Origin of the sequence: Tissierella creatinophila DSM 6911 (assembly GCF_001940565.1) — a bacterium.
GTDB lineage: Bacteria > Bacillota > Clostridia > Tissierellales > Tissierellaceae > Tissierella_A > Tissierella_A creatinophila.
The window spans coordinates 24487-46878 of the sequence record NZ_LTDM01000032.1 but is presented as its reverse complement, the minus strand read 5'-3'; the positions used below and the strand labels follow the sequence as shown (position 1 = coordinate 46878).

General features: G+C 30.5%; 25 protein-coding genes and 1 other annotated feature. Of the genes, 18 read left to right on the top strand and 7 right to left on the bottom strand.

Features of this window, described 5'->3' with window-relative positions; genetic code table 11:
- Positions 1-158: 158 nt before the first annotated feature.
- The 5 genes from TICRE_RS13760 to TICRE_RS08305 all read right to left on the bottom strand — a co-directional run bounded on the left by TICRE_RS13760 (position 159) and on the right by TICRE_RS08305 (position 4126).
- Positions 159-1274 carry a 3D domain-containing protein gene (locus TICRE_RS13760; RefSeq protein WP_075727033.1) on the bottom strand — a complete coding sequence of 372 codons (1116 nt, stop codon included), beginning with the start codon at positions 1272-1274 and terminating at the stop codon, positions 159-161.
- Between the two features lie 322 nt (positions 1275-1596).
- A complete protein-coding gene (locus tag TICRE_RS08320) occupies positions 1597-2256 on the bottom strand; it encodes an ABC-2 transporter permease (RefSeq protein ID WP_075727031.1) in 660 nt (219 codons plus the stop codon).
- 11 nt (positions 2257-2267) lie between these two features.
- Positions 2268-2897 carry an ABC-2 transporter permease gene (locus TICRE_RS08315; RefSeq protein ID WP_075727029.1) on the bottom strand — a complete coding sequence of 210 codons (630 nt, stop codon included), beginning with the start codon at positions 2895-2897 and terminating at the stop codon, positions 2268-2270.
- Between the two features lies 1 nt (position 2898).
- Positions 2899-3747, bottom strand: coding sequence for an ABC transporter ATP-binding protein (locus TICRE_RS08310; RefSeq protein WP_075727027.1), 849 nt, complete (start codon positions 3745-3747; stop codon positions 2899-2901).
- A 4-nt stretch (positions 3748-3751) separates the two neighbouring features.
- Positions 3752-4126, bottom strand: coding sequence for a GntR family transcriptional regulator (locus tag TICRE_RS08305; RefSeq protein WP_075727025.1), 375 nt, complete (start codon positions 4124-4126; stop codon positions 3752-3754).
- 189 nt (positions 4127-4315) lie between these two features.
- On the opposite strand from TICRE_RS08305, the gene TICRE_RS08300 reads away from it, so the two are divergent.
- From TICRE_RS08300 to TICRE_RS08265, 8 genes are all read left to right on the top strand, one after another.
- Positions 4316-4684 (top strand): hypothetical protein, encoded by a 369-nt coding sequence (locus tag TICRE_RS08300; protein WP_075727023.1) that lies wholly within the window; start codon positions 4316-4318, stop codon positions 4682-4684.
- A gap of 165 nt (positions 4685-4849) precedes the next feature.
- Positions 4850-5079 (top strand) — a binding site (T-box leader).
- A gap of 42 nt (positions 5080-5121) precedes the next feature.
- Entirely contained in the window at positions 5122-7071 is a 1950-nt protein-coding gene (metG, locus tag TICRE_RS08295) for a methionine--tRNA ligase (protein WP_075727021.1), read from the top strand.
- A gap of 30 nt (positions 7072-7101) precedes the next feature.
- Positions 7102-7866 (top strand): TatD family hydrolase, encoded by a 765-nt coding sequence (locus TICRE_RS08290; protein ID WP_269843985.1) that lies wholly within the window; start codon positions 7102-7104, stop codon positions 7864-7866.
- A 27-nt stretch (positions 7867-7893) separates the two neighbouring features.
- Positions 7894-8439: a ribonuclease M5 gene (rnmV, locus tag TICRE_RS08285; RefSeq protein ID WP_075727019.1), complete on the top strand. Its 546-nt coding sequence runs from the start codon at positions 7894-7896 to the stop codon at positions 8437-8439.
- On the top strand, positions 8429-9292 hold the full coding sequence (gene rsmA, locus TICRE_RS08280) for a 16S rRNA (adenine(1518)-N(6)/adenine(1519)-N(6))-dimethyltransferase RsmA (protein WP_075727017.1): 864 nt from the start codon (positions 8429-8431) through the stop codon (positions 9290-9292). Before rnmV ends, rsmA begins: the two co-directional genes overlap by 11 nt.
- Positions 9293-9324: 32 nt before the next feature.
- Positions 9325-10689, top strand: a complete 1365-nt coding sequence (locus TICRE_RS08275) for a hypothetical protein (protein WP_075727015.1) — start codon at positions 9325-9327, stop codon at positions 10687-10689.
- A 14-nt stretch (positions 10690-10703) separates the two neighbouring features.
- Positions 10704-11069, top strand: a complete 366-nt coding sequence (locus TICRE_RS08270) for an ArsR/SmtB family transcription factor (protein ID WP_075727013.1) — start codon at positions 10704-10706, stop codon at positions 11067-11069.
- Positions 11070-11202: 133 nt separating this feature from the next.
- Entirely contained in the window at positions 11203-11433 is a 231-nt protein-coding gene (locus tag TICRE_RS08265) for a glutaredoxin family protein (protein WP_075727011.1), read from the top strand.
- Positions 11434-11480: 47 nt separating this feature from the next.
- On the opposite strand, the gene TICRE_RS08260 is transcribed toward TICRE_RS08265, so the two are convergent.
- Positions 11481-11666: a DUF1858 domain-containing protein gene (locus tag TICRE_RS08260; protein WP_075727009.1), complete on the bottom strand. Its 186-nt coding sequence runs from the start codon at positions 11664-11666 to the stop codon at positions 11481-11483.
- A gap of 313 nt (positions 11667-11979) precedes the next feature.
- Between TICRE_RS08260 and TICRE_RS08255 the strand changes: the two genes are divergently transcribed.
- The 10 genes from TICRE_RS08255 to TICRE_RS08220 all read left to right on the top strand — a co-directional run bounded on the left by TICRE_RS08255 (position 11980) and on the right by TICRE_RS08220 (position 21638).
- Positions 11980-12354, top strand: a complete 375-nt coding sequence (locus TICRE_RS08255) for a phage holin family protein (protein ID WP_075727007.1) — start codon at positions 11980-11982, stop codon at positions 12352-12354.
- Between the two features lie 159 nt (positions 12355-12513).
- The gene (locus TICRE_RS13860; RefSeq protein ID WP_408645651.1) at positions 12514-12798 is read left to right on the top strand and encodes an iron-sulfur cluster biosynthesis family protein; all 285 of its coding nucleotides are present in this window, start codon (positions 12514-12516) and stop codon (positions 12796-12798) included.
- Positions 12799-12964: 166 nt separating this feature from the next.
- Positions 12965-13126 carry a hypothetical protein gene (locus TICRE_RS13260; protein WP_158016489.1) on the top strand — a complete coding sequence of 54 codons (162 nt, stop codon included), beginning with the start codon at positions 12965-12967 and terminating at the stop codon, positions 13124-13126.
- 279 nt (positions 13127-13405) lie between these two features.
- Positions 13406-14749, top strand: coding sequence for a magnesium transporter (mgtE, locus tag TICRE_RS08250; RefSeq protein ID WP_075727005.1), 1344 nt, complete (start codon positions 13406-13408; stop codon positions 14747-14749).
- 188 nt (positions 14750-14937) lie between these two features.
- On the top strand, positions 14938-15201 hold the full coding sequence (locus TICRE_RS08245) for a Veg family protein (RefSeq protein WP_075727003.1): 264 nt from the start codon (positions 14938-14940) through the stop codon (positions 15199-15201).
- 215 nt (positions 15202-15416) lie between these two features.
- A complete protein-coding gene (locus TICRE_RS08240; RefSeq protein WP_075727001.1) occupies positions 15417-16952 on the top strand; it encodes a DUF3794 and LysM peptidoglycan-binding domain-containing protein in 1536 nt (511 codons plus the stop codon).
- A 63-nt stretch (positions 16953-17015) separates the two neighbouring features.
- On the top strand, positions 17016-17861 hold the full coding sequence (gene ispE / locus TICRE_RS08235) for a 4-(cytidine 5'-diphospho)-2-C-methyl-D-erythritol kinase (RefSeq protein WP_075727000.1): 846 nt from the start codon (positions 17016-17018) through the stop codon (positions 17859-17861).
- 54 nt (positions 17862-17915) lie between these two features.
- Positions 17916-19427, top strand: coding sequence for a spore germination protein (locus tag TICRE_RS08230; RefSeq protein ID WP_084191901.1), 1512 nt, complete (start codon positions 17916-17918; stop codon positions 19425-19427).
- Positions 19417-20508, top strand: coding sequence for a GerAB/ArcD/ProY family transporter (locus tag TICRE_RS08225; RefSeq protein WP_075726997.1), 1092 nt, complete (start codon positions 19417-19419; stop codon positions 20506-20508). Before TICRE_RS08230 ends, TICRE_RS08225 begins: the two co-directional genes overlap by 11 nt.
- Positions 20505-21638, top strand: a complete 1134-nt coding sequence (locus TICRE_RS08220; RefSeq protein ID WP_075726995.1) for a Ger(x)C family spore germination protein — start codon at positions 20505-20507, stop codon at positions 21636-21638. The genes TICRE_RS08225 and TICRE_RS08220 overlap by 4 nt, the downstream gene beginning before the upstream one ends.
- Positions 21639-21650: 12 nt before the next feature.
- Here the strand turns inward: TICRE_RS08220 and spoIIR are convergent, their stop codons facing one another.
- Positions 21651-22280, bottom strand: a complete 630-nt coding sequence (gene spoIIR, locus TICRE_RS08215; protein ID WP_075726993.1) for a stage II sporulation protein R — start codon at positions 22278-22280, stop codon at positions 21651-21653.
- Between the last annotated feature and the right edge of the window lie 112 nt (positions 22281-22392).

The window sequence follows — 22392 nt, the reverse complement described above, 5'->3', positions numbered from 1 at the left end:
CCCGATAGCTTACAATTTCACTACCCTAGCAAAAGAAGCTAGAGTAGAAAAAAGCATAGCTCCTGGATAAGTGCAACCTTAATTTACTCCGTAGGACTAAAATGCGGAGTACCTGCGGTGCAACTTTGCATCAGAAAAGCATCTGATACAAGTTTTCTTTATCTTAATATTTGAACCTTTACACTTCTTCTACCAAAATTCATTGCTTGCTTATGGGAATTAAAGAATAAATCTATTCTCTTTCCCTTTATAGCACCACCTGTATCTCCTGCTATTGCATTTCCATATCCTTCTACATAGAGTTTAGTTCCAAGGGGTATAACTCTAGGGTCTACTGCTACAACCCCTGGTCTAGCCTTCATTCCTGAGGCTGTTATACCATAACCATTATCTCCAGGTCTTTTTCCTGTACTCTGATAAGATAAGTCATAAGCCGTAGCTGTCATAACCATAGAACTTCTTACTCTGCTTGAGCTGCTTCTACTAGGTGTTTTAGAAGTAGTGGGTTTTTTAACAGTTGTTTTAGGAGCTGTTGTAGTAGTTGTTTTAGCCCTAGCATTAACCTTGACTGCAGTCTTAACTACTGGTTTTGGTGCTGGCTTTGCCTTTGTTCCAACTAAAACTATTTTATCCTTCTTTTCTACTGTTACTTCTTCTTTTAAAACAGTAGACTCTGTTAATTTATCATTTACATATTTATGGTTTGTATGTGTTGTAAGTTCTCCTTCTATACCTTTTTGCTTAAGCTTTAACTCACCTTTATAGATTGAATTACTATTTTCCTTAATACTTTCAAATGGGATCTTACTCTTTGTAACTACTACCTCTTCTTTAACTCTAAAGATTTCTATAGTAGTATCTTCTTCTATTCTTTCTGCTGGGGCTGGAGCAGTATAATCTAGTTTTCCAAGTTCTATTCTTTGATCCTTGATTACCTCTCCTACTGTTTCATATATAGAGCGTACTTCTTTTAAACTATTTTTCTCCTTTATAATGTATGTTTTTGGATTTATGATCACTATGTTTAAATTATCTTCTATTTTAGTTTCTAAAGGAAGGTTTATATAAGCACCCTCTTGAAAATCTACTTCTTCCTTTTGTAAAAATTCTTCAACAGTTTTAGAATATGAAACCATATCGGTTTTATTTCCATCAACTTCAAGACTTATCTCCTTACCACTATAGACATAAACCCCTAGAGTTAATGTTAAAACTAAACTCAAAAGTATTAGCAATTGCACCTTCTTAGAATTTAGTATCTTAAAACTTTTCATAAATTACCTCCTAAATTTTGTAACTATTTTGTAACTAATTCTAACTATCTTAACATTGTATTGGAAAAGAAATGTTTTGTCAAATTTTTTTTAAAATCTTTTTTCAAAATCCCCCTTCCCCACAACACATATATTAGTATATTCACAAAGGTTACAAATATGTAACTTTTTTTCAATATTTCTATTTATTTACATATAAGGAGTATTTTATATAAACCTAAAGATTATATAAAATGTTCATAATTAAAGGCCCTGACTTATCTGGAAGACAAGCTAGGGCCTTTTATTTTATTTTAATTATTTTTAAAATTATTTTTATTTTTTAAAATTCTTTTCTTGAATATAGAGTTTTAGAGATAAACAAAGAAGCAATATACATACTTAAACTAATTATAAAAACAATTGGAGTTATAATCTTAAAGTTCAATTGAGCGATATTCTCCAGTAGTCTAGAATTTATAAAATCTAAACCAAGTCGATTATATACATTTGGAAAAAGAATAATAAACATATAGAGTAAAATATTTATTATTTGAGCTTTCTTTGTATCGTAATACTGAATAGGTATAGTAATTGATAAAAATACCAGTAATAATGAGATGGTAAATATCATAGGAATTAAGCCAAAAGGAGATCCATTTATATTTCTAAATACTAGCTTGCTTATATTAGAAGATAAAGATATTGTTACGACTAAAAATAGTATATAAGAAAAAACTGTTAAATATCTAGCTTTAACTATATCAAATCGCTTAGTTGGAATGGAAATAAGTAGTGGCTGGACATTATATAATACATCTTTATTTGTAAGAGTCATGACAATTAAATAAGTACCAATTAAGATTGGTATAATATAGATGGCGTTTGACTTAAATAAATCTTGGTAATATACACCCACAGTTCCTACAACCAAAGCTACTAAAGCTAAAATTATATTAATAAACCCAATAATTCTTATATCTTTTAAAACTAAATGTTTCAATTAAATCCCTCCTAATAAAACTTTCTATTCTTATATAATACAATTGATAAGACCATGGATGAAAAATAGAGTAAAACTAATATTAAACCTATCCCAATTCTATAATCAGAAAATATATTAATAAAGTTAAGAATTCTATTATCTCCTATTATAAAAAAGTTTAAAAAGATTACATAGATAATTATATTTATTAAATTAGACATTTTAGGAGTAAACATAAACTCAGCTGGAAGTGAAATAGATACAAGAAATATGCTTACTGACAAGGTGAAAATAACTGTGCTAAATTTTAAAACTGATATATCAAGTAGGTTAAATAAACTTAAAAAAGATATATATAAGGTGGTAAATATAGATCCTATTAAAAAGTTTACAAAGATAGATATATATTTACTTATAACAATATCTGTTTTAGTAACGGGAAGCGACTGTATAAATAAATGTGGTTTATCTTTCATATCATAGGCAAAAGGTGTTCTTGTACTTATGAAGACAAAAGTTAAAACAGAATACATAAATGACGTATTTGAATCAAAATTATCAATAAAAAATAATAAAAGAGGTATAAGCAATAAAAGCATATAAAACGCAAATTTATTTGAATACGTGACTAAGAAATCTTTTCTAATTAAATTTAACATTTTATTGCCTCCTCGCTATATAAAACATAATATCCTCAAGAGATGGCTTTTCAATTAATACATCTTCTCCTAGTAAATCTCTTATCATGTTCTTATCATCGGTAAGGGCTTCGAAACCAACATTTGTCTTTCTAAAGCCTAAAAGACTCTTCTCCAATTCAGGAGTTAAATCTTCATTTCCACCTTTAACTACTGCGTAAGATTCTAAAATCAAATCTTTTTCCTTAGAAAAAACTATTTTTCCTTCATCTATAAATGTTATATAGTCTGCGATTCTTTCAAGATCTGTAGTTATATGAGTTGAGAAAAATATGGACTTGTTTTCATCTTGTATAATGGAATAAAGTATATCAAGTATCTCTCTTCTAAAAATTGGATCAAGACCAGAGGTAGGTTCATCCATTATAATTAGATCTGCATTATGAGATAGAGCTATTGCTAAAGCAAACTTCATCTTCATTCCTTTAGAAAGCTTGTTTATCTTTTGAGTTTCATCTAGTGAAAAGTCTTTCATATATTTCTTAAACAACTTTTCATCCCACTGTGTATAAAATGGAGCTACGATATTTTTCATTTGTTTTATAGTTAAATCTTCATAAAAGTACCCTTCATCATAAACAAAACCTATCCTATCCTTTATCTCTCTTTCAAACTTTATATTATCTTTTCCAAATACTTCAATACTGCCAGAATCCTTTTTTAAAAGATTCATAATTAACTTTATAGTAGTAGTCTTTCCCGAGCCATTGGGACCTATAAAACCCATTATATAACCCTTCTTAAGTTCAAATGATACATCCTTAATCTCGAAATTTTTAAACTTCTTATTTAAATTTTCTATCTTTAACATAGAATTAAACCTCCTCAAATAAAATTTTCAACATTTCTTCTATTTCATTATAGTCAATACCAAGCAGTCTTGATTCTTTAACAACCTCAAGCAGCTTATCTTCTATAATCTTTAGTTTTTTCTCTTTTAAAAGACCCTTGTTCTGCATAGCAACAAAAGAACCTTTGCCTTGCATTGTCTCAATAAAACCTTCTTTCTCGAGTTCTTCATAAGCCCTTTTAGTAGTTATAACTGAAACCTGAAGGTCTCGAGCTAAGCCTCTTATAGAAGGAAGACTATCTCCTACATGTAGTTCTCCTTTTATAATCATAGACTTTATTTGACTAGATATCTGCTCATATATTGGATCTGTTGAAGAGTTTGAAATTATAATTTTCATAATTCACCTCGCAAAGATTAACTTATACTGTTCACATAGTATATATACAGTATATAGTTAGTATATACAGTTGTCAAGAAAAAGTTTCATACATTAATTATCTTTATATCTTGTAAACCATTTATACTTATGGTAATATTAATTAACTTAAAATATCGGCATAAATAATATAATGATAGGAGAGATAAAATGGATAGAGAAACAAGAGAGTTTTTAGAAGGTATACAAGCTGGGATGAATGAAATAAGGAATGAAATGAAAAGTTTTAAGGATGAAATGAAGAGTGTCAAAGATGAAATGAAAAGTGTTAAAGATGAAATACAAGATTTTAGGAATGAAACCAATCAAAGATTTGACAGAGTTGAAGGACGTCTAGAAAAGTTAGAAGCAGGACAGGAAGAAATTAAAAATATCTTGCAAGAGCTGGAACCTTTAAATGCAAGCAGGCATTTAGAACTAAAGCAATCTATAGACGACTTAAGAAAAGACTTATCGACAGTTGAGATAGTTACAGCTAGTAACTATGCATATATTGCAAAATTAAAAAGTGTAAAATAAACCCATTAGAAATTTCTAATGGGTTTATTTTTAAAGATTGCTTTCTATATTTTTATAATAAGTTTTGCGTAATGTAGTTTAAGAGTTTCTAATAATTGACAAAACAGCTATATACATGTATAATATTTAGATAAATAGACAACCCTAAAATAGAAAACTTAAATATAAAAGATAGAGATGGGAAGAGTAGATTATGATTTATTTTAAAGAGAGCTGAAACTTAGGTGAAATTCAGTAAATAGATTATATTTGAAGATGGTCCCTAAATTCTATAGTCAAATAGGCTATGGCGGAGAGAACCGTTAAAACTATAGGTTAATAACCTTTTGAGATCTATTTTGTGAAAAATAGATGAATTAGAGTGGTACCACGAACTTAAGGCCTTCGTCTCTATTGGAGATGAGGGCCTTTTTATATAGAAAAATGGAGGCAGAAAAATGAAAAAGTATTATATAACAACCCCTATTTATTATCCAAGTGACAATCTACACATAGGACACACTTATACAACAGTGGCAGCAGATACATTAAAAAGATATAAAACTCTACAAGGCTATGACTCATTTTTCGTAACAGGAACTGACGAACATGGACAAAAGATTCAAGATGCGGCACAAAAAGCAGGAGTTACTCCACAAAAATATGTAGATGATATAGTAGAAGATATAAAAAAGCTTTGGGAAATGCTAGATATCAACTACGATAAATTTATAAGAACTACAGATGATGCACATGAAAAAGTAATTCAAAAGATATTTACAAAGCTCTTTGAAAAAGGTGAAATCTACAAATCAAATTATTCAGGACACTACTGTACACCTTGTGAGTCATTTTGGGCAGAAGCACAATTAGTAGATGGAAACTGTCCAGATTGTGGTAGACCAACTCACCTTGCAGAAGAAGAAGCTTACTTTTTTAAGCTTTCAAAATATACAGATAAGCTATTAAAACTATATAAAGATAATCCGGAATTTGTAGAGCCAGTTTCTAGAAAAAATGAAATGGTAAACAACTTCTTAAAAGATGGGCTAGAGGACCTTTGTGTATCTAGAACTAGTTTTAACTGGGGTGTAAAAGTACCATTTGATCCTGAACATGTAGTTTATGTTTGGATAGATGCCCTATCTTGCTATATTACAGCACTTGGATATGGTAGCGCAGATGATAGTGATTATAAAAAGTATTGGCCTGCAGATGTTCATTTAGTTGGTAAAGAGATTATAAGATTTCATACAATTATATGGCCAGCAATTCTTATGGCACTAGACTTAGAACTTCCTAAAAAAGTATTTGGTCATGGATGGATCTTATTTGACGATGATAAGATGAGTAAATCAAAGGGCAATATAATCTACCCTGAGCCAATAATAGATCTATACGGAATAGACAGTTTTAAATACTTCTTACTTCGAGAGTTTTCATTTGGAACTGATGGTTCATTTACAAGAGAAAAGTTTTTAAAAAGAATTAACTCAGACCTTGCAAATGATTTAGGAAACTTAGTTAGTAGAACTGTAACTATGGTAGAAAAATATAATGATGGCATAATACCTAAAGTAGAAGTAGTAGAGGAAATAGATGAGAGTCTTATAAACCTTGCTAGGGAGACTTCAAAAGTAGTGGAGGATTATATGGAGCATCTAGACTTCTCACGTGCCTTAGAAGAGATTTGGAAGCTAGTAAGAAGAACCAATAAATATGTAGATGAAACTATGCCTTGGGTATTGGCTAAAGAAGAAGCAGATAAGCCAAGGCTTGATACTGTACTATACAATTTAAGTGAAAGTCTTAGAATTATATCTATTTTAATAAAACCATTTATGGAAAAGACATCTTCTACAATCAGAGAACAACTTGGAATAGAAGATCAAGCTATATGGATTGACACTAAAAAATGGGGTATATTAAATGCGGGCACAAAAGTTTCAAGGGGAGATATAATATTCCCAAGACTTGATATAAAAAAGGAATTAGAAAAATTAGTAGATGCAAATGATAAACTTATAGAAAAAAGAAGACTAGAAAAAGGGGAAAAAGTTAAGATGGTAGAAGAAAAAGAGGAACTAATAACTATAGATGATTTTGACCGTGTAAAACTTAGAACAGCTAAAATAGTAAACTGTGAAAACCATCCAAAAGCTGATAAACTTCTTGTATTAACATTAGACCTTGGAGATGAAACACGACAAGTAGTATCTGGAATAAAAGAATTTTATACTCCAGAAGACCTTATAGGTAAAAAAGTAGTAGTTGTTGTAAACTTAAAACCTGTAAAACTAAGGGGTATAGAGTCAAAAGGGATGATTCTAGCTGCAGAGGATGAAACAGGAAAACTATCTCTTTTAACTACTTTAGAAGAATTAAATCAAGGAGCAAATATTTCATAGCCCGGAAAAATTAAAGGAAGTTGATAAATTATGTTGATAGATAGCCATGCCCATCTAGACGATGAAAAGTTTGAAGCAGATAGAAAGTATTTGATAGAAAACTTAGAGAAAAATGGCATAGAACTAGTTGTAAATATAGGCGCAGATATGGAGTCAAGTAGAGCTAGTGTAAATTTAGCAGATACTTATGACAATATATATGCAGTTGTGGGAGTCCATCCTCACTCAGCTAAAGAAATTACCGAAAGTTCTTTAAAAGAAATAGAAAACTTAGCTAAAAATAAAAAAGTGGTAGCCATAGGAGAAATTGGGCTTGACTACCACTATGACAATTCTCCAAGAGACATTCAAAAAAAATGGTTTAAAAAACAAATCCTATTAGCTAAACGTTTAGATATGCCAATAGTAGTCCATACTAGGGAAGCAGATGAAGATACAATAGAGATATTAAAAGAGGAAAGAGAAGGACTTAGAGGAGTAATACATTGTTTCTCAAGTGATAGAGCACAACTAAAAGAGTATTTAAACTTAGGATTTTTTATTGCCCTTGGTGGTCCTGTTACATTTAAAAAGACTGATGAGCTAAAAGAAGTAGCTAAGATAATTCCTATAGAAAAACTTCTAGTAGAAACAGATGCTCCATACCTTGCACCTCATCCCTATAGAGGTAAGAGAAATGAGCCAATGTTTGTAAAACAAACTGCCAATTTAATAGCAGAACTTAAAGGGATGACAATAGAAGACTTAGCCCTTCAAACAAATAAAAATACAAAAGAAATATTTAATATAAAGTAAAACTTTAGTTTGGAAAGAGGAAACATTATGATAAAAGAAGTTATAGTAGTTGAAGGCAAAGATGATGTAGCAGCTGTAAAGGCTGCTATAGATGCCGAAATTATAACTACAAATGGATTTGGATATGGAAATGAACTTATAAAGACTTTAAAAAAACTATCAAAAAGACGTGGTATAATTATATTCACTGACCCCGACTATATGGGAGAGAAGATAAGACGTGATATTGCAGCTCAAGTAGATGGATGCAAGCACGCCTTTTTACCACAAGATAAGACCACTAAAAAGAACGATATAGGTATAGAAAATGCAAAACCTGAAGATATTATTCTAGCTATAAAAAGAGCTAAACCTATAAAGGTAGAACAAAAGCAAATATATACAAAACAAGATATGGTTTTATTAGGACTAGCAGGGGGTAAAGACTCTAGAGATTTTCGTGATAAATTAGGTCATGAACTTGGAATAGGGTATGGAAATGCAAAACAGTTTTTAAGTAGATTAAATAATTTTGGAATATCAAAAGAAGAACTTATAGAAGGAGTTGAAAAGATAAAGGAAAATGGAAAATAGACTTTACTCAGCTAAATATTTAAAGAGCATAATAGAATCACATGGATTTAAATTCTCTAAAAGTCTTGGACAAAATTTTTTAATAGATGGAAATATTGTAAAAAAGATTGTAAGAGATGCAGGGATTACAAAAGATGACTATGTGCTAGAAGTAGGCCCTGGAGTAGGAACACTTACAGAAGAACTAGCTTTAAATGCAAAAGGAGTCGTAGCAGTAGAAATAGATAAAAGCCTTCTTCCAATACTCGATATAACGCTTAAACCTTACAAAAATATAGAAATAGTTCATGGTGATATATTGGATATAGATATAAAGTCTTTGATAGAAGAAAAAATGGAAGGTGGACCTGTAAAAGTAGTAGCCAATCTTCCATACTATGTAACTACTCCTATAATAGCTAGATTTTTAGAAGAGGATTTAAACGTAGAGTCACTTACTATCATGGTTCAAAAGGAAGTAGCTCAAAGAATGGTATCTCTCGAGGGAAGTAAAGTATACGGTTCGCTTTCTGTATTTGTAAACTTTTATTCAAACCCTGAGATTCTTCTTACAGTACCAAAGAGTGTATTTATGCCAAGCCCAAAGATAGATTCGGCAGTTATAAAATTAAATATGAAGAAAGATCTCCCAGAAGTAGATAAGGAACAGTTTTTTAAAGTAGTTAAAGCCTCTTTTTCAAAGAGAAGGAAAACTATCTTAAATGCACTATCTAGTTATGGATTTAATCTAGAAAAAGATGATTTTAAAATAGCCTTAGAAACCGCAGGTATAGACCCAAAATCTAGAGCAGAAGAATTAAGTTTAGAAGAATTTGTAAAGATTAGTAAGATTTTACCTCCCTTAGACATATAATTATATAAACGTGTTTAAAGGGAGGTTTTTTAATGTCAAAAGGATTAGAGTATACTAGAAAATTCATTATATTTAAGAAGGAATACGGAAACATGACAGCTTTAAAGCCAAAGGGTCATGGGAAATTAGAACTAAAGGGCAATCATTTAAACTTTTCTGTAAATATTCAAGGTGCTGAAGGAGGAAATTTTTATAGCATAGAGTTGATAAAGGGTAGGGAAGCTAAAAGCATAGGAAAGATATATACAAAAGATGATAAGAGTGGAAAAGCAGAATTAGATATAAATTACAAAGAATTAGAAAGAATAGGCTTTTCATTAGAAAAGATCGATGGTATAATTTTAAGAAGAGAAAATGGAGTATTACTTGGAGAGAGTTTAAATGAGAACTCTAATATTCTAAAGAGATATATCGAAGAAGTTGAAACTAAGGAAATTCAGTATGAAGATAATATTGTAGATAAAGAATCCAAACCTGATGAAAATACTCAAGTTCAAGAAGAAATTGAGCTAAAAGAAGAATTTATATCAGAAGAAACTCAAATTCAACAAGAAACTCAAATTCAAGAAGAAATTGAACCAGACCCAATACTATTGGAAGAACAATTTGAATCTAAAGAGGATTTTCAAGGAGAAGAGACAACTATAGATTTAGAAAAAGACCTAGAAGAAGAATTGCCTATTATAGAACAAATACCTATAGAGTATATAGAGGAAATAGAAGTTACATCAGAAGAAATGGAACAAATAATACCCAAAGCAAACACATTAGAAAGTGCCATAGAAGTGGAACTAGAACAAACTTCTAATGTTATAGTTCCAGAAGATATGTTTTGTGAGCAAAAATATGAACAGATAATGGAAGAAATATTTAATATACCAGAACTTGGATATGAAAACAATATTATCTTAGATGAATCTAAAGAGGTACTGAATAATAAAAAGACAAGGCAATCAAATAGCATAACTGATTATGTATTAGATATATTAAATTTTTTTCCATATAGTGAACCATTTACCATGAACCTTGAGGGGTATAACTGGTGGCAAATAGGTGCAGAAGGACCAGAAACTGATAAGAGTTTCTTACCATATTTTAGCTATGTAGTAGGCGGAAACAATAAATCCTATAGATTTGAAGATGAAGTAAATCCTAAAGAGTTGTTAGGAAAATATGGACATTATATCTTTGGGTTATATAATGAAGATGATAAAGTTAAATTTTACATCTACGGTATTCCAGGAAAGTTTTCTTTAGAGGAACACCCTAAACTTGGAAAGACAGGATTTAATACATGGTTTGAAGGCAGAGAAGTGCCGGGGTACTGGTTACTTTATATAGAGCCAGAAACAGGGAGAATACTTTATCCTATAAACCCAATGATACCTAAATCATAATAAAGGAGCATTTTATGGAAAAAACAAAAGATAAAGAAGTTTGTATAGGTCATTTTGCCAAAAAAGATTTATTAAATGACATAAGTGAGTCTTTAAAGTCTGAAAATGGATTAGATCTTTTAAGCAAAATATTTAAGGCTATGGGAGATGGTTCTAGGCTAAAAATAATCTACATTTTATCCAAGTCGCCTCTATGCGTATGTGACATTGCTCAATTACTAAATATGGATCAATCTCTAGTATCTCATCATCTTAGAACTCTTAGAAACTTAAATTTAGTAAAGTTTAAAAGGCACGGGAAGCAGATTGTATATTCATTGGATGATAAGCACGTTTTAGATCTATTAGTTGAAGGTCTAGAACACACTGCCCACTTATAGTCTAGAAGTGTATATTAATTGAGGAAAATCTTAATTGGTTATTTGGATTTAAATAGGGTATCATATTTAATAATAGCAAATTTAAAAAGAAATTTAAAAAAGAAATTAAAAAGAAATCTATAGGAGGAGAAAAATGGAAAATATAACTGTATACACTAGTAGTACTTGCCCTTATTGTACACTTGCAAAAGAATACTTAGATGAAAAAGGCTTAGAATACACAGAGAAAAACGTACAAAAAGATTCTGCAGCAAGAAAAGAACTTATGGAAATGGGTCATATGGGAGTTCCTGTAATAGTAATAGGAGAAGAACAAATCGTAGGTTTTGACAAAAACAAAATTGATTTAAGCATAGATAAGTAATATTAAAAAAGGCTTCCTTAATTAAGGAAGCCTTTTTTAATATTACTTTATTTATTTAATGCCTTCATCAACTCATCTAAATTCAAACCATGAACCATAGCAGCTTCTTCTAAGCTTTCCATTTGGGAAGCAGGGCAACCTACACAGCCCATACCAAACTCCATTAGAGTTTCAACAGCTTCTGGCTTCTTTCTAATAAGTTCACCTATAAGCATATCTTTAGTAATCTCCATATACAAAACCTCCTTATTATAACAATAGGAAAGATCTACTTTTATCTTTTATAATTTAGAACTTTCCGTTTATGAGTTTTAAGAAAAGCTAAATTTTTTTATCTAACATAAGCTTTTTTTATATCATACCCATATAGTAGCATATAATTATACCTTTTTCTACTTATATTATAAAAAAATTGCAAATAATTTAAAACAAAATTACTGTAAATAATTTACAATTGTAATTTTACATAAAAAATTTGAATTAGGAAATTAATATATTGTAAGATTGAAATTTATTTAAATTGCATATAAATAGGAGGAACAATTGATGGATGATAAAAGAGATAAACAAAAAGATGTAGACAAAGGTTTTGACCTAAGTAGATTATTATTAAGAGTAGTTATATCTTCTCTTGTAATAGCAATTGCTGCATTCTTTTCTCCAGGCTTTTCAATTGATGGACTAGGAAGCTTACTCTTAGCAGCAGTAGTTATAGGAGTGCTTGACTATCTGATTCAAAAGTTTACAGGAGTAGATGCTTCTCCGTTTGGTAGAGGGATTGTAGGTTTTTTAGTAGCTGCAATTATCCTTTATGTAACAAAGTTTTTAGTAGCAGGTTTCCATATAAATATGGTGGGAGCTATTATAGGAGCTTTAATTATAGGAGTAATAGATGCAATAATGCCAGGAAGAGCAATATAGAAAACACGCTTAGAGATTTTTCTCTAGGCGTTTTTCAAATCTTATTGTAACTAAGTTCCTCTACCTTATATTTATACTCACTTTTCCTTTATTGTTTACACAAATAAAAGCCGGGTATAATATAATATAAGAAATATTAGAAAATAGGAGTGATTTATTATGGTTATAGAAGTAACTGATATTGCTAAAAAAGAATTAGACGAGGTTTTAAAATCAAAAGATACAGAGAAACGACTTAAAATTTATGTAGCAGGTCATGGTTGAGGTGGACCTTCATTTGGAATGGCTCTGGAAGAGCCTGAAGAAGAAGATTTAATAATAGATGCAGAGGGATATCCATTTATAGTAGGTGACGGTCTAGAAGAAATATATGACAAATTTGTTGTAGATTATAACAATAGTTCATTTAGAAGAGGGTTTATGATTACTCCTGAAAAACAATAATTACAAATCATAAAGAATTGGAGTGAATATTGTGGTTATAGAAGTAAGCAAAGAAGCTAGAAAGAAACTAGATAGTATACTAGAAAAAAAAGACCCAATAGAACTTGTTAAAAAAAGACTTAGAATCTATGTCTCAGGTAGAGGTTGAGGTGGAACTACACTTGGATTGGTTCTGGAAGAACCTAAAGAAGGAGAGCCTGAAGTAGAAGTGGATAACTATAAGTTTGTAATAGGAGAGGGGCTAGAAAGTTTATATCAGAGGTTTATGATAGAATTTTTGGATAGCAAATATAGACCAAAGTTTGTAGTTCTAGCTAGAAAAGAATAAAAAGGGATATAAACCTGTTTATAGAGCTAAACTTGTAGCTCGTGGTGAAGAGTCATAGATAAAAATCAAAAAAATAGACTTTTAAGTCTATTTTTTTGATTTTTATTAAAAAACTGTGCTATACTAATATATGTGTACAAATTAACATGATAAAAAGAGGAGTGATGATTTTGGAACCTGTACCCAAACCCTACAATTTAAAACAGCATCTAATATATGGAAGTTCCAAGATTATACGGATTCTTAGGTTCCTTCATATATAAAAAAAGGAGGAAAAAAATGAATCAATCAGATATTTTACAATTAATTGAACAAAAAAGATATGTAGAGCTAAAAAGAGAGTTAACAGATATTAAACCAGTAGATATAGCAGAGATAATGGATCCAATTGATCCTAATATTACACTACTTATATTTAGAATGTTACCTAAAGATATAGCGGTGGAAGTATTTGCCCACTTTTCAAATATACAACAAAGGGAAATCATAAATGCCATCACAGATAAAGAATTAATCTATATCCTAGATGAGCTATTCTTTGATGACATGATAGATATGATAGAAGAAATGCCTGCCAATGTAGTAAACAAGATTCTACAACACTCTACTAATGAAGAGAGAAAACTTATAAATCAATTTTTAAAATATCCTGCAGATTCTGCAGGAAGTTTAATGACAATAGAATATGTAGAACTAAATCAAAATATGACAGTAAAAGAATCCCTAGACCATATAAAAGAAATAGGACTAAATAAGGAAACAGTCTATACTTGTTATGTAATAAATAAAAACAGAGTTCTAGAAGGAATAGTATCATTAAGAGTGCTTGTTACAAGTGAAGAAGATGAGATAATAAAAGATTTAATGGTAGATGTAGAAGATATAGTATTTGTAAACACGCATGATGATCAAGAAACAGTTGCAAATATATTTATAAAATATGGATTTTTAGCACTTCCTGTTGTAGATAAAGAAAGAAGACTTACAGGAATAATAACAGTAGACGATATAATGGATGTTATGGAACAAGAGGGCACAGAAGACTTTCAAAAGATGGCAGCTATGGCACCAACAGATGATGCCTATCTATCTACAAGTGTATTTAAATTAGCTAAGAATAGGATACCATGGTTACTGATTCTTATGATAGGTGCAGCATTTACAGGGGGCATCATAACTCGTTTTGAAGATGTATTAAGTTCTATGGTAATTCTTACAGCTTTTATCCCAATGTTAATGGATACAGGAGGAAACTCAGGAAGTCAGTCCTCTACTCTTATAATCCGTGGTATAGCTATAGGAGAAGTAACACTAGCTGACAAATGGAAAGTACTTTGGAAAGAATTTAGAGTAAGTATTATAGTTGGTGTAGTACTGGGCTTTGTAAACTTTTTAAAAAATATTTATTTTGATAAAGTTGGATTAGATGTAGCAATAACAGTATCAATAACTCTTGTTTCAACCGTAATCATGTCCAAGATGGCAGGAGGAATACTTCCTTTAATAGCAAAAAAGTTAAAGTTAGACCCAGCTATAATGGCAGGTCCACTTATAACAACATTAGTTGACTCTTTTGCACTTATAATATACTTTAGTATAGCTTCTATGTTTCTTGGATTATAAATAAAATTAGAAAAAACAATAAAATTTAAAAAAGTATTTGACTTTCATATCCATAAATAGTATAATAATTCTTTTATTGACAAATTGGATTTTTTGTGATATAATAAAATAATGAGTGTTGCAGCACTCCTTCTTCCTCTTTGAAGAGTAAAAAGAGAGAATCCAATGGAAGGTGGTCTCGCTATTATATGGACAGTGTAACTAAAATTCGTAAGGACTTAGAAGGATGTATTGGCAAAACAGTTATCTTAAGAGCAAATAAAGGACGTAAAAGAATTGTAGTAAGAGAAGGTATACTAGAATCAGCTTATCCAAATCTATTTGTTGTAAAGATAGCAAATGAATATGATAGTATTAGAAGAGTATCATACACGTATTCAGATGTATTAACTTCAACTGTAGAAGTTACTATATGTGAAGAAGAACAAGAAGAAAATGTAAAAATATCATAAAGAAAACTTGCATCAGATGCTTTTCTGATGCTTAGTTGCACTTATACAGGAGCTATGCAATAGCCTAAATCTTCGATTTAGTGATATTGTAAGCTATCGTATAAAGAAAACATAATTAACACTAGAAAATATTCTAGTGTTTTTTTGTATTCATATTTCTAAACTAAGCCTCATATACATATATAAGAATAAAAGTATTATAGGGGGGATTACAATTGTCCATTGAAATTATAAAAGAAAATTTTAGTATTGAGGAAATAGTTGGAAGTGGAGAGACTCAGAACTTATTAGAAACGGAAATATACTTAAACATCCCAGTAGAAGAAGTTGAAAAGATAATCTGGGTTGAAGGAAAAGTGATTATAGGAAATACTATGATAATAAAAGATAAGATATTAGTTAGTGGGTCAGTTCGCTATCATCTACTTTCTAAAGACAAAGAAGAAGGTCTTCATGTTTTAGAATCTTCTAAAGAGTTCAATGAAGAAATAAATATCCATGGAATAAAAGAAGATATGGAAGCTAAGGTTCAAGGAAAAATCGAATATATCGAGTATGAACTAGAAGAAAACAAGATAGCTGTAAAGACTTTAATAAATCTAGAAGGACAAGTAGAAAATCTTAAAAGCCTAGAGGTGATAAAAGAAATAGGAGATTCAACTACTCTAGAGACACAAAAAGAAAGCTTAAACTATAGAGAAAGTTATGGAAAGGATAAGTCTGCTATAGATATAGAAGAAAATTTTACCATAGATTCTTCTAAAGGTGAGATAGAAAAGGTTATAAAGTTCTTTGTAGATCCGCAAGAGATAGAAAGCACAGTTATAGAAGATAGAATAGTTCTATCAGGTGAAGCTCTAGTAACTATTGTCTATTTGGGAGATGGGGAAATCTATTCCCACAAGGAAACTCTTCCATTTAATCACTTTTTAGAAATACCAGGAGCATCAGAAGGGGCAAAGTCAGCGGTTGATTTAAGAGTAGAAGAAGCAAGCTATGAGATACTGCAAGATGAAGAAGATCGACTTAGACGTGTAAATGTAAGTATAAAACTCCAAGCTGAAGGAAAAGTATATAGACAAAATTCTAAAAAACTTTTAATAGATGCTTACTCTATCAAAGAAGAGATTTATTTGGAAAAAGAAGAAATCTCTATATTAGAAGATATAGACACAGTAGAATATGATGAAAAAATAAGTCTGGAAATTCCTCTAAATGCAATAGATGTATTAGATATTAAAAGTGAACACTTTATCTTAGATAAAGTATATGAAGATGGAAAAATAATTGTAGAAGGAATACTAGATTTAAACATCTACTATATAGATAGAATAGAAGGTGAGATAGATAGATTTAAAGGAGAGTTTCCATTTAAAGTAGAAACCCCTTTTGAAGGAGAAGAAGAAAAGTATATACTAAATATATCTAGCAAGCTAGATTTTTTAGACTATACAATAAAGAGGGACAATATAGCTATAGATACAAGTATATTTTTTCAAATAGCACTTAGAAAAGAAAAAAGGATATTTGCTATAAAAGATATAGAACAAACTGGAGAGATGATAGACAAAAAAGCTAAACCAAGCATTATAATCTATATAGTTCAAAGGGGCGATCTACTATGGGATATAGCTAAGAGATATAATACTACAACTGGAGAAATTTTAAGTTCAAATGGATTTGTAAGTGACTACCAGTTAAAAGTAGGAGACAAGATAATTATAGAGAAAAACTTAGAACTATTAGTCTAATCATATAAAATATATAGATACTATGATATAATACTCCTGAAACTTTAAATAAGGAGAAAATAGATGAAAGAGTTAATCTTAAATTCACATGGTAAGATAAATTTGAGTTTAGATATCTTGTACAAAAGAGATGATGAATATCACGAAATAGAAAGTATTATGCAAGAGATAAGCTTAAAAGATAAACTTACATTTAAACAACAAGAAAAAGGAATAACAATAGAAACTAACAGTCCACAAGTCCCTATAGATTTCCACAACTTATCGTATAAAGCCTGGGAAAAGATGAAGTTATACACAGGAATAGAAAAAGGTATATATATAAATATAGAAAAAACTATACCAGTTTCTGCAGGTTTAGCTGGAGGAAGCAGCAATGCTGCTAGCACAATTAAAGCAATAAACCATCTGTGGGAGTTAAACCTTTCCCAAAAAGAGCTTATGGATATAGGAAAATCAGTAGGGGCAGATATACCCTTTTGTATAATGGGTGGAACTGCTATAGCCCGTGGTATAGGAGAGAAACTTACATCTCTAAAGCCATTTAAAGATGTAAATATACTAATATGCAATCCAGGTATAGAAATCTCTACAGCATATGCCTATAGTAGATTAAACTTAAATAGTGAAAGATTAGATACAAAGGGTTTAATAGAAGCTATAGAAAAAGGAGATATAAAAGAGGTATCTAATTGTCTTGGAAATAAGATGGAAGAGGCAATTATAAAAGAGTACCCTATTATAGAGACTATAAAGAAAACTATGAGAGAAAATGGAGCCTTATCTAGCCTTATGAGCGGAAGTGGTTCTACTGTATTTGGAATATTTGAAGATGCACAAAAGATGCTCTTTACAAAGGAAAAACTTTTAAAGACTTATCCTTTAACTTACTGTTGCAAAACAATATAGAGTATAAAACACCCACCTATTGGTAATTATATAATACGAAAGGTGGGTATTTCTATGATTAAAACTGTTTCAAAAGATATAGATGAAAACTTAAAATATATAAAAGAGGTATTAAAAGGTTCAAGTGATTTAGTTATCAGAGAGTTTGAGATAGGTGATGTATTTAGAATAAAGATGGCTACCATTTATATAGATGGACTAAGCAGTAAAGAATTTGTATCACAGTTTGCTATAGGGAGTCTATTTAAAGAAGAAGAATTAAAATCCTTTACCTTAGAGGGCTATAAAACCTCAATTTTAGATGCAATTAAAAAGGACGGACTCTCAGCTGCCGATATCTCAGAAAAAGAAGACTTTGAAGAGATTATAACAGATATTCTTTCCGGAGAGACCATTCTTTTCATAAATCATTCTACAAAGGCCATAAAAATAGCTACAAAAGAATTCCCAGCAAGAGGAATAGATGAACCCAAGACAGAAAGTCTAGTAAGGGGTCCTAGAGAAGGGTTTGTGGAGTCACTAAGATTTAATACTGCACTAGTTAGAAGAAGGATAAGAGATAAAGGTTTAAATATAGAGATGTACCAGATAGGAAAGAGATCTAAAACTGATATAGCTCTACTCTTTATAGAAGATATAGTGGACCCGAAATTTTTAATCGAGGTAAGAAAAAGACTAGATGCTATTGATATAGATGCAATAATAGATAGCTCTACTTTGGAATACCTAATAGAAGATAATTATCTATCGCCATTTCCACAAATAGAAAATACAGAAAGACCAGATAGCGTATCAGCTAGTTTATACGAGGGAAGAGTATCTTTGATAGTAGATGGTTCACCTTTTGTGCTAGTTCTTCCTGCTACTATTGGAACACTACTTAACTCATCAGAAGATTACTATAGTAGGTGGATAGAGGCATCAGCTAAAAGAATTTTAAGACTTATATCAGTAGTCTTAATTCTTTTTCCATCTGCACTTTATGTCGCTATAACAGTTTATCATCCAAGCATACTTCCAACTAAACTCAGCTATTACTTAGCTGCAAGTAGAATAAACGTACCCTTTCCAGCTCTAGTAGAAGCCATTATGATGGAATCTACAATGGAACTTTTAAGAGAGTCTGGAACTAGACTATCAGGACCTATAGGGACAACTATAGGTATAGTCGGTGGTCTTATAATAGGTCAAGCAGCAGTAGAGGCTGGAATTGTAAGCCCTCTTATGATAATAATAGTAGCTATATCATCAATAGCAACATTTGCAGTGCCATCCTATGAACTCTCAACTGCCCTTAGACTCTTTAAGTTTATACTTATAGTATGTTCAGGTGTGCTTGGACTCTTTGGACTAATGCTAGGTGTTATTCTAACTGGAACCCATATACTCAGTTTAAACAGCTTTGGGATACCTTTTAGTTCCCCATATTCAGGTCTTGGAATAGAAGAAGGAGATTTAAAAGATACATTTGTAAAAGCTCCCCTTAAAAGATTATGGTTAAGACCTGGATTTACATTTCCAAAGAATAAGAAAAGAATGAAAGAAGGGAAAAAACATGAAAAATGATCTTAAAATCTCTCATATACAATTAAGAGCTCTTATAATTAGTGCAGTCATAGGGGTTGGAATAATATCCCTTCCCAATGACTTAGCTAATATCTTAGAAAAAGATGGATGGATTTTAATAGTCTTAAGTGCTCTCTTAATCTTTCCCATAATATTTATGATAAATCATATATTTAAAATAAATCCAGGAAAAGACTACTTTCAAATAGGAGAAGAAACTCTTGGAAAAGTTATATTTACGATATGTAAATTGTTGTTTTTAGCCTATTTAATAGTTTACTGTTCCTATGAGGTGGCAATTTTAAGCCAACTTATAAAGGCATTTTTACTTCATATCACACCAGTTGAAATTATAATATTTTTATTTGTCTTAACTAGCGTGTATATATCAAGTATGGAGATAGATATAATAGCAAGAGCAGGGTACTTTATATACCCTATAATACTCATATTTGCAGGGATATTTTTCTTTATATCACTTCCAACAGCAGACTTTTCCAATGTTTTACCGGCATTTCAAAGTAATTTTAAAAATATACCAAGAGGCATAGTATCTACATTTTTTTCATTTACTGGATTTGAAGTTCTTTTATTTGCACTTCCCTATGTAGAAGATAAGAAAAAGGCTTTAAAATCTAGCATGATAGCTCTAGGGATTATTACTTTTATATATCTATTAATGTTTTTTACAACACTAACTCAATTTTACTTAAAACAGCTCCAAGGACAAAATTTTTCGCTTGTTATGATAGCAAAAACTGTAGATTTACCTGGTTACTTTCTTCAAAACCTAGATGGAGTGGTTATGGCCATATGGATCTTAGTCGTGTTTGCAACATTTGCACCTGCATTTTTTGGAGCAGGTAAAATACTATCAAATACTTTTAGGACTAAAAGTCATAAATACTTCCTGCTAGGCTTAGTACCAGTTATTTATTATCTCGCTCTAGTTCCAAAAGACTATATAGAGCTTCAAAGAGATATGCTAAAGATATTGAATATACTCTCATTTTTATCTATAGTAGTTATACCTTTTTTAATATTTATAGTGGGTATTATAAAAAGGAGGATAAAGGCATGAAAAAGATAATTCTAATAGCTGTAATCTTAAGTCTTACATTTACAACTGGATGCTGGGATATGAAAGAAATAAACGAAAGAATATTTCCCTATTCTGTAGGTCTTGACATAGTGGATAAAAAAGACTTTAAAAAAGGAAGATATGAAATCACCTTTACCTATCCCAATATAAACGCTCTAGGAAAGCAAGCCATACAAGAAGATATAGTATACTTAGCAAGCATAAGGGGCAACAATATGTTTGAAGGAGCTTCAAATGTAAGTGATAGACTTCAAAAACCAATGTTTTTAAGGGACTTAAAGGTTGTTGTCATTCCAGAGAGCTTAGCACGAGATAAGAATCTTATAAAAGAGATAATAGATGGCTTGAGTAGAGACTATATAGTAAATAAAGTAATAAACTTTGTAGTAGTTAAAACTACTGCAAAAGACTTTATGCAAACAGTGTCAAAATCAAAAAAGCAAACAGAAATAGAAGGCTTGCTCTACGGATTACTCCGAAACGAACAAGGTTCAACTAAATTTATCAATAGTACTTTAAATAGTTTTGTAAAAGATATGTATTCATGTGGGGCTACATTAGTACCAGTAGCTAGAAGGGAAGGTGAAGATATAATAGTAGATAGTAATGCTGTTTTTAAAGACTATGAACTAATAGGTTATCTTAATCAAGAAGACAATAGAAATATAGGACTACTGACAAATAAGACAAAAGACCTTAGCATAAATACAGAATATGAAGGAGCTGATCTTGCGCTAAGAACTCCAAGGCCTAGGCTTAAAAAACAACTTATAAAAAGTGAAAAAAATTTAAAGATAAGATACTCAATAGAACTAAGAGGTCAAATGGAAGAATATATACTTGGAAGAGGTGATCAATTAGATAACAAAGAAAAGGTAAATGATATGGAGAAAACTTTAGAAAAAGATCTAAAAAAGAGCATTGAAAAGACAATAGAAAAGCTACAAAAAGATCTAAATACAGATACAATAGGTGTTGCAGAACATCTTTACAAATTTAATCCCAAAATATGGGAGGAAATAGAAGATGACTTTGATGATATATTTCCTCATATAGATATAGACTTAGATATAAATATAACTATTAGAAGAAGAGGTCTTACAAAATAAGACTAAAGAAGTTTAAACTTCTTTAGTCTTATCTTTTGTAAAAAAGGGTTTAAAAAAATCAAATATTTTAGATTTCAATTTAAAAGGCCTAGTTTCATCTACTACAAACTCATTTAAGGGGCTATCTTCGTCTTCTTCTATCTCTATAGCATTTGAATGAGTTACATCAACAAGGCATATTGGAGGAAACATAACACACCACCAGTTTGCACCTTTTGCCTCACCTATTTCCACTATTAAAGCTTCATAGTCACCTTGAGGAAACACTAAATTGCCATATTTTCTAATTGGAAAAGATTCCTCTCTTAAATCTACATTAACAGGATAATCTTTTCCCCATCTTTTTATTACCTCTTTAGAAACATCTTCAATAGTTTTGGTGTTTTCTAAAATTATCTCACGGCTTTCATCTATAGAAGTAGAATCTTGAAACTTTTCGCCAATAGCAGTTAAGATAGCATCTCTAACCTCAAGCTTTAAAGCTTGATCTTCCTTTGTATCACTATTAGCCCTTACATGAAATCTTATAACAGGGGGAATACTATTTGCTATAGGAAGTCTTTGTTGCAGCAAAGTCCCTCCTATATAAATAAAAAATATTAAAATGCTAGATACTATTAGTATACCCTTTTTATATTTCATCTTTAAAACCCCTTTTTAGTTAATATTTAAAGCTCGTCCTTAGTAATATTTTCGCCAAATATAGAAATAATATACATATAATTAAAAGTTTTTAAGTTTTATGTATAATTTT

Excerpts from the sequence above, each read along its gene's own strand:
- TICRE_RS08275 (WP_075727015.1), top strand. The coding sequence starts at position 9,325 with ATGTCAAAAGGATTAGAGTATACTAGAAAATTCATTATATTTAAGAAG.
- TICRE_RS08245 (WP_075727003.1), top strand. The coding sequence starts at position 14,938 with ATGGACAGTGTAACTAAAATTCGTAAGGACTTAGAAGGATGTATTGGC.
- TICRE_RS08315 (WP_075727029.1), bottom strand. The coding sequence starts at position 2,897 with ATGTTAAATTTAATTAGAAAAGATTTCTTAGTCACGTATTCAAATAAA.
- TICRE_RS08255 (WP_075727007.1), top strand. The coding sequence starts at position 11,980 with ATGGATGATAAAAGAGATAAACAAAAAGATGTAGACAAAGGTTTTGAC.
- TICRE_RS08290 (WP_269843985.1), top strand. The coding sequence starts at position 7,102 with ATGTTGATAGATAGCCATGCCCATCTAGACGATGAAAAGTTTGAAGCA.
- mgtE (WP_075727005.1), top strand. The coding sequence starts at position 13,406 with ATGAATCAATCAGATATTTTACAATTAATTGAACAAAAAAGATATGTA.
- rsmA (WP_075727017.1), top strand. The coding sequence starts at position 8,429 with ATGGAAAATAGACTTTACTCAGCTAAATATTTAAAGAGCATAATAGAA.
- TICRE_RS13760 (WP_075727033.1), bottom strand. The coding sequence starts at position 1,274 with ATGAAAAGTTTTAAGATACTAAATTCTAAGAAGGTGCAATTGCTAATA.
- TICRE_RS08305 (WP_075727025.1), bottom strand. The coding sequence starts at position 4,126 with ATGAAAATTATAATTTCAAACTCTTCAACAGATCCAATATATGAGCAG.
- TICRE_RS08310 (WP_075727027.1), bottom strand. The coding sequence starts at position 3,747 with ATGTTAAAGATAGAAAATTTAAATAAGAAGTTTAAAAATTTCGAGATT.
- ispE (WP_075727000.1), top strand. The coding sequence starts at position 17,016 with ATGAAAGAGTTAATCTTAAATTCACATGGTAAGATAAATTTGAGTTTA.
- metG (WP_075727021.1), top strand. The coding sequence starts at position 5,122 with ATGAAAAAGTATTATATAACAACCCCTATTTATTATCCAAGTGACAAT.
- TICRE_RS08225 (WP_075726997.1), top strand. The coding sequence starts at position 19,417 with ATGAAAAATGATCTTAAAATCTCTCATATACAATTAAGAGCTCTTATA.
- TICRE_RS08230 (WP_084191901.1), top strand. The coding sequence starts at position 17,916 with ATGATTAAAACTGTTTCAAAAGATATAGATGAAAACTTAAAATATATA.
- TICRE_RS08220 (WP_075726995.1), top strand. The coding sequence starts at position 20,505 with ATGAAAAAGATAATTCTAATAGCTGTAATCTTAAGTCTTACATTTACA.
- TICRE_RS08270 (WP_075727013.1), top strand. The coding sequence starts at position 10,704 with ATGGAAAAAACAAAAGATAAAGAAGTTTGTATAGGTCATTTTGCCAAA.
- TICRE_RS08265 (WP_075727011.1), top strand. The coding sequence starts at position 11,203 with ATGGAAAATATAACTGTATACACTAGTAGTACTTGCCCTTATTGTACA.
- TICRE_RS08260 (WP_075727009.1), bottom strand. The coding sequence starts at position 11,666 with ATGGAGATTACTAAAGATATGCTTATAGGTGAACTTATTAGAAAGAAG.
- TICRE_RS08300 (WP_075727023.1), top strand. The coding sequence starts at position 4,316 with ATGGATAGAGAAACAAGAGAGTTTTTAGAAGGTATACAAGCTGGGATG.
- spoIIR (WP_075726993.1), bottom strand. The coding sequence starts at position 22,280 with ATGAAATATAAAAAGGGTATACTAATAGTATCTAGCATTTTAATATTT.
- rnmV (WP_075727019.1), top strand. The coding sequence starts at position 7,894 with ATGATAAAAGAAGTTATAGTAGTTGAAGGCAAAGATGATGTAGCAGCT.